14 protein-coding genes and 1 tRNA gene are annotated in these 11,876 nt (G+C 61.9%); 9 read left to right on the top strand and 6 right to left on the bottom strand.

Features of this window, described 5'->3' with window-relative positions:
* The first annotated feature begins 55 nt into the window (after positions 1 to 55).
* From GY725_25045 to GY725_25030, 4 genes are read left to right on the top strand one after another with little or no spacing between them, the layout of a single operon-like run.
* Positions 56 to 757, top strand: a complete 702-nt coding sequence (locus GY725_25045; GenBank protein ID MCP4007459.1) for a TetR/AcrR family transcriptional regulator — start codon at positions 56 to 58, stop codon at positions 755 to 757.
* Between the two features lie 34 nt (positions 758 to 791).
* A complete protein-coding gene (locus GY725_25040) occupies positions 792 to 1,229 on the top strand; it encodes a hypothetical protein (GenBank protein ID MCP4007458.1) in 438 nt (145 codons plus the stop codon).
* A 25-nt stretch (positions 1,230 to 1,254) separates the two neighbouring features.
* On the top strand, positions 1,255 to 2,382 hold the full coding sequence (locus GY725_25035) for a ferritin-like domain-containing protein (protein ID MCP4007457.1): 1,128 nt from the start codon (positions 1,255 to 1,257) through the stop codon (positions 2,380 to 2,382).
* Between the two features lie 22 nt (positions 2,383 to 2,404).
* Positions 2,405 to 3,505, top strand: a complete 1,101-nt coding sequence (locus tag GY725_25030; GenBank protein MCP4007456.1) for a hypothetical protein — start codon at positions 2,405 to 2,407, stop codon at positions 3,503 to 3,505.
* A 297-nt stretch (positions 3,506 to 3,802) separates the two neighbouring features.
* On the opposite strand, the gene GY725_25025 is transcribed toward GY725_25030, so the two are convergent.
* The 3 genes from GY725_25025 to GY725_25015 all read right to left on the bottom strand — a co-directional run bounded on the left by GY725_25025 (position 3,803) and on the right by GY725_25015 (position 5,152).
* Positions 3,803 to 3,879: transfer RNA gene (locus GY725_25025), tRNA-Arg, on the bottom strand.
* A gap of 96 nt (positions 3,880 to 3,975) precedes the next feature.
* A complete protein-coding gene (locus tag GY725_25020; GenBank protein MCP4007455.1) occupies positions 3,976 to 4,308 on the bottom strand; it encodes a hypothetical protein in 333 nt (110 codons plus the stop codon).
* 136 nt (positions 4,309 to 4,444) lie between these two features.
* Positions 4,445 to 5,152 carry a hypothetical protein gene (locus tag GY725_25015; protein MCP4007454.1) on the bottom strand — a complete coding sequence of 236 codons (708 nt, stop codon included), beginning with the start codon at positions 5,150 to 5,152 and terminating at the stop codon, positions 4,445 to 4,447.
* A 253-nt stretch (positions 5,153 to 5,405) separates the two neighbouring features.
* Between GY725_25015 and GY725_25010 the strand changes: the two genes are divergently transcribed.
* Positions 5,406 to 6,116, top strand: a complete 711-nt coding sequence (locus GY725_25010; protein ID MCP4007453.1) for a DUF3047 domain-containing protein — start codon at positions 5,406 to 5,408, stop codon at positions 6,114 to 6,116.
* A gap of 184 nt (positions 6,117 to 6,300) precedes the next feature.
* On the top strand, positions 6,301 to 7,821 hold the full coding sequence (locus tag GY725_25005) for a mercuric reductase (protein ID MCP4007452.1): 1,521 nt from the start codon (positions 6,301 to 6,303) through the stop codon (positions 7,819 to 7,821).
* Here the strand turns inward: GY725_25005 and GY725_25000 are convergent.
* Positions 7,811 to 8,059 (bottom strand): zf-HC2 domain-containing protein, encoded by a 249-nt coding sequence (locus GY725_25000; GenBank protein MCP4007451.1) that lies wholly within the window; start codon positions 8,057 to 8,059, stop codon positions 7,811 to 7,813. The two genes, GY725_25005 and GY725_25000, sit on opposite strands and share 11 nt — an antisense overlap.
* Positions 8,056 to 8,700: a sigma-70 family RNA polymerase sigma factor gene (locus GY725_24995; protein MCP4007450.1), complete on the bottom strand. Its 645-nt coding sequence runs from the start codon at positions 8,698 to 8,700 to the stop codon at positions 8,056 to 8,058. Before GY725_24995 ends, GY725_25000 begins: the two co-directional genes overlap by 4 nt.
* Before the next feature lie 65 nt (positions 8,701 to 8,765).
* On the opposite strand from GY725_24995, the gene GY725_24990 reads away from it, so the two are divergent.
* The 3 genes from GY725_24990 (at position 8,766) to GY725_24980 (ending at position 11,324) form a co-directional block, all read left to right on the top strand.
* Positions 8,766 to 9,791: a 6-phosphofructokinase gene (locus GY725_24990; GenBank protein MCP4007449.1), complete on the top strand. Its 1,026-nt coding sequence runs from the start codon at positions 8,766 to 8,768 to the stop codon at positions 9,789 to 9,791.
* Positions 9,792 to 9,912: 121 nt separating this feature from the next.
* Positions 9,913 to 10,680, top strand: a complete 768-nt coding sequence (locus GY725_24985) for a hypothetical protein (protein MCP4007448.1) — start codon at positions 9,913 to 9,915, stop codon at positions 10,678 to 10,680.
* 41 nt (positions 10,681 to 10,721) lie between these two features.
* Complete coding sequence (locus GY725_24980) at positions 10,722 to 11,324, top strand: TIGR00730 family Rossman fold protein (protein MCP4007447.1); 603 nt, start codon at positions 10,722 to 10,724, stop codon at positions 11,322 to 11,324.
* Here the strand turns inward: GY725_24980 and GY725_24975 are convergent.
* Positions 11,321 to 11,611: a hypothetical protein gene (locus GY725_24975; protein ID MCP4007446.1), complete on the bottom strand. Its 291-nt coding sequence runs from the start codon at positions 11,609 to 11,611 to the stop codon at positions 11,321 to 11,323. The genes GY725_24980 and GY725_24975 overlap by 4 nt on opposite strands.
* Positions 11,612 to 11,876: the final 265 nt, after the last annotated feature.

The following is an 11,876-nucleotide window of genomic DNA, read 5'->3' as shown; positions in this document are numbered from 1 at the left end:
GGGATCCAGGCGTTCCGTAGGGATTTGACTGAAAACCGAATGCGAATTATCATTCTTGTCGAATTTCATGAAGGCCGACGATATCGATACTCACCCCCATTTCCGCTGGATCCGCCCGACCCAGCAGGCGAGGAGTCAGGAGACCCTCGAGCGCCTGCTAGACAGCACAGAGGCGTTGATCGCGGACAAGGGATTCGACGACGTCACGGTCGCCGAGATCGCCGCCCGCGCGGGTCTATCGGTAGGGGCCGTCTACTCGCGGTTTCGCGACAAGAAGGGCGTGTTGAACTGCCTGCGGGATCGCTTCGTCGATGAAGCGCATCTGACCACCGATGCCGCTTTCGATCCCGATCGTTGGCAGGGTGCCAGCATCGAGGAAATTGCCAGCGAGTTGATCGTATTCCTGGTCGAGATCCATCGCGAGCGCCGCGGAGTGGTGCGAGAGATGGCGATCCGCACGAGAGCCGAGTTGGACATGGCCGAGCGCAAGAAGGATCTCGTGGCGCATATCGGCAAGCGCCTGTGGATATTGCTCGACAGCCGGAGCGATCAGATCGGGCACCCGGACCCGGAGGTGGCGACCGGATTTGGCCTGCGCTTCCTACTGGCAACCCTCGAACAGGCGCTGCTTTTCGACGAGGCGGGCATCTACGGAATGCCGGTCTCTGATGATAGGTTGGCCGCAGAACTGACGCGCGCGTTTCTGAGCTACCTCTGTGTCGAGAACCGCCAGCAGCGCACCGGGCAGGCGGCTTAGTTATTTCGAAATCAATGGAAACGAGGAGAGAAAAATGGCGATCAAGTTCCCTTCCATAGACTTCTTCCAGGAACTCGCGCGTCGCATGGAAGCGAACGCGGCGGCATTCGAGAAGCTGGGCTTTTGCGACACGGTGATGGGCGTGAAGGTGGATTCCGGCTCCTCCCACCTCTACGCGCTGACCTTCGATGTCTTCGATTGCACCGACGTTCGCGAACTCGCGAGCGCCGACGATGCCGAACTGGATTTCACGCTGCAGGCGCCCCTGGCCCTGTGGAAAGAGATGTTCGAGTCGATTCAGAAGAACGGCCATCCCGCCCCGGCCTACACGCTGAACAGCCTTTCCCACGTCGGCGATCAGATGGCTGTCGTCTACGATGATCCCGAAGGGCACGACAAGTTCTACCGCTTCATGGCGACGATTCAAGCGTTCGTAGACCAGACCTCCGACATGGAGATCGAATGGGCCTGAGGCCCGTTCAAAGGGGAAACGATCTATGAGTTACTACGGAACGAACGACTACTCCTACAACTCCGATTTCAATCTGCGCATCCGCGACATCAAGAAGGGCAATCTGGATTTCGGTTGGCTCGACAACGCTCGCGACAAGGTGGAAGTCCGACAAGCAGATCCGCGCCGCGGGCTGTTGCTCGAGGATTGCGAAGTCGGTCCCTATTCGATCGAGAACACGCCGGAAGTCGTGCGCGAGAATCGGGGTCTGGCACCACGCGGTGCAATTCTGGCAGAAGGTAGCGAGCAGCCCGACCTCGGTCCCTCGTTGAACAAGAAGAGCGATGTCTGGGGTTATCGCGTGCAGCGCTACTGGGAAGAGGCCATGAGCCGGCAGTGGAATGTCACCACGGACGTTCCCTGGCGGGATATGGACAAGTACGAGATTCCCGACGAAATCGAGATCGCCTTCTGCCAGTTGTGCACGTTGCTCTGCGAAGTGGAGATGATCGCCACCGATCTTCCCGCGAAGTGGAGCCACCACATGAACAGCTACTTCCAGGAAGTGAAGGGCTTCATCGCGACGCAGGCGATCGACGAGGCGCGCCACGCCGAGGTCTTCCGCAAGCGTGCATTGGCGGGAGTCGGTCTCATGCGAGCCAGCGTGCGCGGCGAGCACGCGCTCAAGGGCATCCTGGAAGCCGATAGCTACAGCGAGGGCAGTGTCTTCCTGCACGTGCTGGGCGAAGGCTTCATCCTGACGCTCTTCCGCTCGAGCGAGTTCATCTCGCCAACACCTGTGGAACAGCGCATGTTCCAGTTGGTGATGCAGGACGAGGCGCGGCACGTTTCCTATGGACTGCAGCACCTGAAGTATCTGATGGACCATTGCCCGGAGATCCGTCCCCAGATCAACGGCTTCCTCGACGAGGCCGAACGGCACTTGACGGGTCTGTTCAATCCCGACCAGCTCGAGTCCATGATCGTCCTCGGGGGCAAGGGCACCAGCCCCGAGTGCATCCAACGCGGCATCGAGGTGGTGGGCGCCTTCCAGGGCAAGCAGATCCTCGAGTACTTCCATCGCGCCGAGCGGGCGGGTCTGCCCGAGCGTCGCGAGCGCAGCCCCCTTCTGGAGCTGCAGGAACGCATGATCGCAGCGATTTCGGCGAACTGAGCGGAGCAGCAGAGAGGAACGCATGGCCTACTACGCACGAGACGACTTTTTCAACAATCCCGAAATCCTCGAACGCTCCGTCGAAATCCTGAAAGGGAATCTCAGCCTCGACTGGATGAAGCTCGAGATCGACAAGGCCGGGTGCCGACCGAGTAACTCTCGGCGCGGGCTGACCTTCGACGACACGAATGTGGGCAGTTATGGCTGGGATCAGATCTCCGAGAAGATCCGCCACAACTACTCGATGGCGCCGCGCGGCGCGATACTGCCGCCCGGTTTGCCCCATCTGGGTTACGACATCAATCGCAAGAGTGAGGTCTGGTCCGAGAACGCCCCGAGCCTCTACGAGGAGTCGAAGGCGCGCCACTGGATCCCCTCGAGAGAGGTCCCCTGGGCCGCCGTCGAGAAGGTTGAGCATTCCGATGAATTTGAGCGCGGACTGGCTCAGCTCTACACCGACATGACGGCCATGGCCACAGTTCTGGGTGACATTCCTTCGAAATGGGTGTGGCATATCAACCAGGAACTGGTCGAACTCAAGATGTGGTTGTGCACGGAGATGTTCGACGCCGCACAACTGGCGGACGCCTTCCGCAAGCGCGCCATCGCCGGCGGCACGGGCCTGGGTCACGACCACGCACCCCTCGGTGAACTTCTGAAGAGCGTGTTCGACGCAGGCACCTACCCGAGCGCTTCGGCTTCGACTCACATCCTGTTATGCGGTCTGATGCAGACGCTCTTGCGTCACATCGAAGCCGTTTCGAGCAATGCAGCGGATCAGACTCTCGCGCGCTTCGCGGTCCAGGACGTCTCCCGTTCGCTCGCCTACGGAATCGGGCATATGCGCTACCTGTTCGAAGTTCGCCCCCACGAAACCACTGCCGTGCGCAATCACCTCGACGAGGTCGAGAACGCCCTGGTGGGTCTGCTGGGTGCACCCATCTTCATCTCGACGCTGGCCCTGCTCACCGCAGGAAATCGCGCCGATGCGGGTGCGGCCGTGCCCAAGGTGGCGGCGCTCTACCGTCGCTTTGCCGACGAGCACGCCAAGCGCCGCGGCGCCGCGGGAATCGCCAGCGAGGCGAGTCCCCTAGAGGCGTTCGTCCGCGAACTCGAGACCTAGAGGCCCGACCGAAAGAGTCGGTTCAAAGGCTGTCACAACGGAGTCCGACCGGTAGTTGCCGCTACCGGACGGACTCCGGCCTGAATGCGAATCTTTCCGGGCGGGGTCCTGCGACCTCCGGGCCGAGCATCCAGAAGTTGGGGCCTTGTGCGGACCTCTGGCCGGGCGCTGCGGCTGCGCCGGAGGTTCTGATTGAACTCTACCCGCCAGGGAGAGAAGAGACCCCGCGGGGTAGCGCCTTGGCGATGCCTCGGGATCGGCCGTCGGCCGTGTGCCCGGAATGGACCGGGGGTTCACTGGCGTCCCCGGTAGGAGTCGAACCTACGACCTACCGCTTAGGAGGCGGTCGCTCTATCCAGCTGAGCTACGGGGACGGATGGCGATAGAGTCGTCTTTTAGGACGTCGGGTTGCAAGGGCGGCGCTGCTGGCCGCGGGCCGGTTCGTTCTGGGGAAGAACGGTCCTGGCGGGCTAGCGGACCAGAATCTGCTCGAAGAACTCGAGGAAGTCAGGGGATTGCGTCTCGATGCGCATTCCGAAGCCGGGCTTGGTGTCTTCGCGTTGCAGTTGATCGGTCGTCCAGCGGACGCTGCCGATGACTTCGATCTTGTTGCCGTCGCGGTTGTGGAAGATCACGCGCACGGGTTCCATGGGGGGCGGAAGCTGATCCGCGCGCACGAACAGGCCTTCTTTGGTCACGTTCTTGATATAGCCGGTGCCGCGAAAGGAAGCGGTCTCGAACGCCGCGGGAATGCGTTCGACAGCTCGCTTGAGCTTGCGTCTTTCGCTGTTTGCATCACTCATTAACAGTGCGTTCTATCGGCGAAGAAGCGTTTGCTCTTGATAGACTCGCCGTTGGGCAACATCTGCGACAGCAATGACGAAAAGTCATGCGCTTGAGTTGCGCAGGCAGAGCCGTTGCGAAGTCAGAACTGGACGCTCAGCGCCAGCGCCGTTCGTCCTCGATCATGTGCAGAGTGAGCTTGAAATCGTCGGGCCCGGTGAAGTTGAACGAGAAACGCCGACGCGGGCGCGGCAGACTGGCTTCACCCGCGTTGTAGCGACTCAGAAGTTTGTCACCATCGGAGCCGGGAGCCACAGTCTCGACCCTTACCGGATGATCGATGTCGCCAAACTCGATCACACGACTCTCGGCCTCCCCGTCCGAGCCCAGGCTGCCTATGTGCAGTTTGCCCCCGTCCACGTGATAGATCAGCTTGCCGTCCCGAGAAGCCCTGCGAAACTCCGCCATTCCCGTGTCGAGCCGAGTATGGGCTCGAAAGTGCAGAAACAGAGTGCCGCGGCGGTCGGGGATGTTCCGCTCCACGAGGTTGAAGCACCTCTTGAACCCCTGATCTTCGATGCCGTAGAACGTAGCCTTGATCGCCGAACGGCCGCGCGTGGAATCCGCGCGAAAGACGACGGCCTCTTCGAGTTCGACGCGAGTGCCGTCCTCGCGCACGCAGGTGACCGGCGTGCGAAAGCGACCCTCGACCCAGTACACGGCAACTTCCTGCGGAGTCGTGTGGGTAGGCGGGCGGTAGCCACTGTCCTGCGCTTCGCCGCCGCCGGGGAAGATGCCGAGCATCAGAGCGAAAAGGAGGGTCGCACGGGGAAAGCTGCGGTGCGCTCGTCGCGGGTTGGTCATGAATCTCCCATGGACTTCAAGCATCGCATACAGCGAGAGGTGGTGCGAAGAATGGGTTCGGTGTCGAGGAGACCGAAATGAGCCCTCCTGGCAACACAGAGAGCCGCATTGCGCCCCTCCGGAACGGTCCCCATACTCCGGCGGCATCCGGACCCAATCTTCGGACCACTACCAGGAAACCAGACAGCAGCGGGTGAGGGCGGTTATGGAGATGCGGTCAAATTGCGGGTTTTCGTTGGCGTCGATTCGTTGCTTGCCGCGGCTGCTCGTGGGCCTCTGCCTGGGATTCTCGCTGGCCGCGAGCGCAGACGAGCTTCGGCTGCCCGGGTTTCACGACGCCGTCTGGAAACCTCTCCACTTTCCCAAGATCCAACAGCACACGCTCTATGATCCGATGGTCCTGGACGATCGTTCCGTTCTCCGCGCGACCAGCAAGTGCTCTGCGTCGGCCCTGATTGCGCCGGTGGAGGATCTGGATCTCGCCAGGACGCCACGGCTCAGGTGGAGCTGGAAGATCGAGCAGGGGATTTCGGCTCGGCTGGCGGAGCGGAGGAAGGATGGCGATGACTTCGCCGCTCGGGTCTATGTGGGCTTTCGCTTCAATTCGGAGGGCGCTTCGACCTGGGAACGTCTGAAACGTCACGCCGTAGAACGCATCTATGGGAATGAGCTTCCTGGAAACACACTCAGCTATGTCTGGTCCCAGAACGAACCCGCCGGGGGCTCCTGGCCCAATCCCTACACCTCGGCCTCGCACATGCTATCGCGTGGACAGGGTCCTCTCCCGGAGTGGAAAACTGAAAGCGTGAATCTGCTGGAGGACTACCGAAAGAGCTTTGGCGCAGATCCACCGGAGGTGATGTTCGTGGGCATCATGACCGACAGCGACAATTCCTGTAGCCAGGCGCGGGCCTGGTTTGCGGAATTTCGTTTCGGCAGTGACGACGAGCCGAGCCCAGAGTGAGCGAGGCGCCGGATCAGGCCGAACTGGAGGGGAGCTATCGCTGGGAATTGAGAGAGCGCTTCGGCTGTACCGCAGGAGCCGGGTCGAGCTGCGGCGGCGCACTGGACCCTGTGTAACCTTCCGCGCTTGCCGCGCATACCAATAGCACTGAAGAGCGCGCTGGTGCCCGAAACTGGAGAGGTTCATGACCCGATCACCCATGCTCCCGGACGACGAGTTCAATCGGGCTCTGGTTCACAACGTCCATCCGTCCAACTACACCAATCCCGAACCTTCGGGTCGCTACAACCTGGTGGTGGTGGGAGCGGGAAGTGCGGGGTTGATCACTGCGTCGATTGCGGCCGGACTGGGAGCGAAGGTTGCCTTGATCGAGCGCCACCTGATGGGCGGGGATTGCCTGAACGTGGGTTGCGTTCCCTCGAAGTCACTCATTCGCTCGGCGCGCGCGGTGGGGGATGTGCAAGCGGCCGGAGCCTTCGGCGTGCACGTTCCCGAAGGCGTGCGTATCGACTTCGGCCAGATCATGGAGCGCATGCGCCGCATCCGCAGCGAAATCTCGCAGCATGATTCGGTAACCCGCTACCGGGACGAACTGGGTGTCGAGGTCTATCTGGGCGACGCGCACTTTTGTGGACCCGATGCGATCGAGGTTGCCGGTGCAACGCTCAGGTTCAAGAAGGCGGTGATCGCGACGGGCGCGCGTGCAGCGGAATTGCCGATTCCCGGCCTCATGGAGGCTGGCTACCTGAGCAACGAAACCGTCTTCAGCCTGACCGAACTCCCGAGGCGTCTGGCGGTGATTGGAGCCGGTCCGATTGGCTGCGAGATGGCCCAGGCCTTTCGTCGCTTCGGTTCCGGGGTTTCACTGTTCGAGATCGCCGACCACATCCTGCCGCGTGAGGATGCCGACGCGGCCGCCGTCGTACAAGAAGCCCTTCAGAACGACGGCGTGAAGCTCTTGCTGAGTTCGCGCGTCGTCGAGGTCAGAAAGACGAGCACGGGTCGGGTCATCGTGTATGAAGATGCCGATGGCACTCACGAGATCGAAGCCGACGAGATTCTTCTGGGTATCGGGCGAGCGCCCAACGTCGAGGGCCTGGGACTCGAGGCCGCTGGCGTCGAGTACGATACGCAAAAAGGCGTACACGTCGACGATAATCTGCGAACTGCGAACAAACACATCTTTGCGGCGGGCGATATTTGCCTGGCGCCCAAGTTCACGCATACGGCCGACGCAAGCGCGAAGATCGTGGTGCGAAATGCGCTGTTCTTCGGACGCCAGAAGTTCTCGGACCTGGTCATTCCGTGGTGTACCTACACCGAGCCCGAAGTCGCGCATGTTGGCCTGTACGAGCGCGAAGCACACGAAGCGGGCATTGAGATCGACACCTATGTCACGCAGGCTGCACAGAACGACCGGTCGAAGGCCGAGAGCGAGACCCGCGGATTCGTCAAGATCCACGTCAAGAAGGGCAGCGACAAGATCGTTGGCGCGACGATCGTGAATCCGCATGCGGGCGAAATGATCAGCGAGGTTACGACCGCGATCGTCGCTGACGTGGGCCTGGCCAAGCTGGCGGAGGTAATCCATCCGTACCCGACCCAGGCCGAAGCCATCAAGACCACGACCGGCGCCTATATGCGCACCCGGCTCACCCCAGGAGTCGAAAAGCTGTTCAAGCTCCTGATGAGGTTCAGTCGCTAGCTGCTTGCCTGGCAGCGAGAATCGCGGTGACCAGTTCTTCTGGGCAGTCTGCGGGGACGTCGCCGTCCGGATCCGTGCACAGCCCGCGGCCCAGGTTTACGGTTTCGACGTAGCTATCGAGATAGGCCAGGCACGGCGGGCAGAGTTTCAGGTGATTGGTGAACACCGACCTCTGTGCCTGGGGAAGCTCGTCCCCCAGATAGTCCATGAGAAAATCTACGAGTTCCTGGCAGGTCATTGCGCTTCCGCACCTCTCATGATCGGGTCGAGCAACGTTCGCAGGGCGATCCGTGCACGGTGGAGGCGGATCTTGGCCGCATTGGGCGTCACTCCCAGCAACTCGGCCGTTTCCTTTGTGTCGAACCCTTCGATGTCGCGCATCAGCAAGACGGTACGGTAATCGTCGGGCAAGCGATCGATCATGGCGCGCACTTGCTCCCTCGTCTCCTGACTCTCCAGCAGGTCTCGGTTACTGCGCCTCCATTCGATGGGCTCGTCGCTGAAGTGTCCGTTTTCCAGAAAGCGCGGCATGAGTTCCTCGATAGAGGTTTCCGGACGCCGCTTTCGGGAGCGGATGCGCATCAGGGCGGTATTGACGACGATCCGATGCAGCCAGGTCGAGAGCCGCGAGTCACCCTTGAACCTGTCGATCGAACGGAAGGCCGAGAGGAAGGCGTCCTGGAGCGCGTCCTGTGCATCCGCATCATTGCGCAGCAAGCGCTGGGCGACGGCGAACATGCGCCCGCCGTGGGTGCGCACCAGAGTTTCGAATGCGGCCCCATCCCCGGCCTGCAACTGGCGAAGGAACTCGGACTCTCCGGTCCGGTCGGATTCTCCCGTGGTGCCGGGGCAGGGCGGGGTGGGAGGACCTTGACTCACTGCTGTCAACGTAGCACGGGCTGGGCTCCGCTTGACAGACCTCGGGCAGGTGCGAGAGTCGTCCCATGCGGATAGGAATACTGACCGGCGGGGGAGATTGCCCGGGACTCAACGCGGCCATCCGTGCAGTGGTGATCGCCGCGAACGGGAGGGGCAGCGAGATCGTCGGCATTTTCGAAGGCTGGCGTGGCCTGATCGAGGCCAATACACGCCCTCTCGGCCTTGGCGATGTGCGCGAGATTCTGAGCCTCGGAGGCACGATCCTGCGCACCTCGCGAACCAATCCTTTTCGCGACGACCAGGCGCTGGCAAAGCTCGAGCAGAACTGGAAGGACCTGCGCCTCGATGCGCTGATCGCAATTGGTGGAGAGGACACGCTCGGCGTGGCTGCGAGGCTGTACAGCGAACACGACTGGCCGGTCGTAGGGGTTCCCAAGACGATCGATAACGACCTGTCGGCGACCGACTACACCTTCGGTTTCGACACCGCCGTTTCGATCGCGACTGATGCAATCGATCGCCTGCACACCACGGCCGAAAGCCACAATCGCGTGATGGTCATCGAGATCATGGGCAGGCACGCTGGCTGGATTGCACTGCATGCGGGCATTGCGGGTGGCGCCGACTACATCGCCATACCGGAGCGAGAAGTCCAGCTCGAGGAGATCTGTGCGGCCATCGCGCGGCGCGAACAACAAGGCCTGCCGTTTAGCATCGTGGCGGTCGCTGAAGGTGCGCGCATCGAGGGCCTGGGCCCGACGCGCGTTTCCCGAGCCGACGAGTTCGGTCACAGTCAGCTCGGAGGCATCGGGCACGAACTCGCACAGCGTATCGAGGAGGAAACCGGCTTCGAAACACGAGTCACCGTATTGGGTCATATTCAGCGCGGAGGAGTTCCAACCGCCTACGATCGCGTGCTGGCGACCCGCTACGGATTGCGAGCCTGTGATCTCGTACACGCCGGCGATTTCGGCAAGATGGCCGCGCTTTCCGGCAGTGATGTCGTCGCGGTCGATCTGGCGGATGCCATTGCCGAACCCAAGACGGTACCGGATGCGTTCCTGGACCGAGCGAAGGTCTTCTTTGCCTAGCAGGTTGATTCAGCTACTTGCCCTGGTCGGATCAATTCTGTCATGCGGCTCTTCGGGTCCGCCGCCCTACGGCTTCGATCGCGAACCTGTTCAACGATTCCGCTTTGAAGCGGAGGAAACCGTGGAAGTCGATGGTGAGACCGCGCAGATTCAGCGCTTCGCGGATCTCGAGTTGCGCTCGCTTCGCGACGAGTCGGGAACGCTGCTGGTCGAGCTCTTCCTGAATCGCTACTACACGCGCGTCGAAGGCGCTCCCGGGGGAACCACGGAGTTGTCGATTTCGGCGCGCGGTCTATCGACGCAGACACCACAGGAAGGCTCGCAGAGCTTGGGGCCGGAAGCTGCGAGCCCAGGAGGAGGCACGATCAGCCAGTTGCGTGAACGCCCGGTGGCGGGCGTCGGTCTCGTGGAGGGTGGATTCGTGAGCGACGAGCTGTGGCAGAGTTCGCACCCGGTGCTCTTTGGCATCCACCTGCTCGACTGGCTGCTGCTGGCGCTACCGACCGAGCCGGGGCGCCAGGATGACACCTGGACGGGCTCGCGAGAAGTGCCCCAGATGGGCCAGTATCGCGTCGGTATCGAGCTGCCACTGCTGTATCGCCCGAGTTCAGGGGCCGAGCCCGGCGTACAGGTCAGCGGCTCCGTGCGGCGCAAGTCGCTGCGCATCGCCCAGGACTTCGAAGGCGCGCTCGAACTTGATCACGTCGCTCGTGCGGTCTTCAGCCCAGATGGTGCATTGGCCGACGCGACACTCGAGTTGCGTATGAGCTTCACTTCCTCGCAGGGAAGCCGCGTATCTTCGCGGCACCGAGTGCGAATTCGCCGCTTGAACGACCAGGGAGAGATCAACCCGGATGCCGAAGAGGCCGATACTCCGCGTGCGACGTGACTGAATTCCGCCACAAAGACACTTGGACGATCTTCCGCATCATGGCGGAGTTCGTCGAAGGTTTCGAGACTCTGGGTCCCGTATGGCCCGCAGTGTCCATCTTTGGAGGCGCCCGGGTCAGAGCCGACACCCAGCCGTACAAGCAAGCCCGCCTGATCGGAGAGGCGCTCGGCCAGGAGGGCTTCTCGATCATCACCGGCGGTGGTCCCGGTGCGATGGAAGCGGCCAATCTCGGCGCTCAGACCGTCGACGCACCATCGGTCGGATTGAACATCAAGCTCCCACATGAGCAAGACGGCAATCCCTACGCCGATACGATCATCAACTTTGACTACTTCTTCGCGCGCAAGGTCATGTTCGTGAAGTACGCCTGTGCGTTCATCATGCTTCCGGGCGGCTTCGGAACACTCGACGAGATGTTCGAGTGTCTGACGCTGAAGCAGACCGGCAAGTCCAAGAGCGTGCCGGTGATCCTGGTGGGATCGGAGTTCTGGGAGGGGTTGATCGCGTGGCTGAAGGAGCAGGTGCTCAGCCGCGGCCTCATCTCGACTGAAGACCTGGACCTCTTCCACGTGGTGGATACGCCCGAGGAAGTGCGAGAGATCGTCGTATCCGCCTGGCAGGATCAGCAGCGAGAAGGCTAGTTCTGGCAGTACTCGCGGTTGCAGGCGCGACAGTGATAGCGCTCTTCGCGATTCGAGAGCACGGAACCGCAGTCACAGGTTCCCTCGTAGCGCCGTGCGATCCGCTCCAGTTCTTCGTCCGACTCGGCGCCCGACTCGATGCGGCAATGCCCCTCGTCATTGACGACGATCGCGCCTGCGACCAGGAAGCGATTGACGTCAGGGTGGTCGAAGTCCAAGAAGGCCTGGTGCGCGAGAGATTGCGTAACGAGATCTTTGGTTCGTCGGGTCAGCCAGCGGAATTTCATGCCCGCAAAGATCAGCAAGCGCCGTGCCGGTCACGGACGCCACCCGCAGTGCGCTCAGGAACACGCAGGACGGTAGTTTCTCCAATAGTGGAAGCCGCGTTCCGCGAGTTGCTGCAGAAGTGCGGACTAGGGAACCTCTGCACAGGGAGGCTGCGGCTGCGAAGCGCGATGCATCCGCCTGCGCTGCGTCGCGCGACCCTCTGCAGATCTACGGATCTGCGATCGGATCACGCTTCTTGCTCAGGCGGCGACTCCCGCTTCTCGC

The sequence above is a fragment of the bacterium genome (genome assembly GCA_024226335.1).
Taxonomy (GTDB): domain Bacteria; phylum Myxococcota_A; class UBA9160; order SZUA-336; family SZUA-336; genus JAAELY01.
This window is presented reverse-complemented; position numbering and strand designations above follow the sequence as displayed.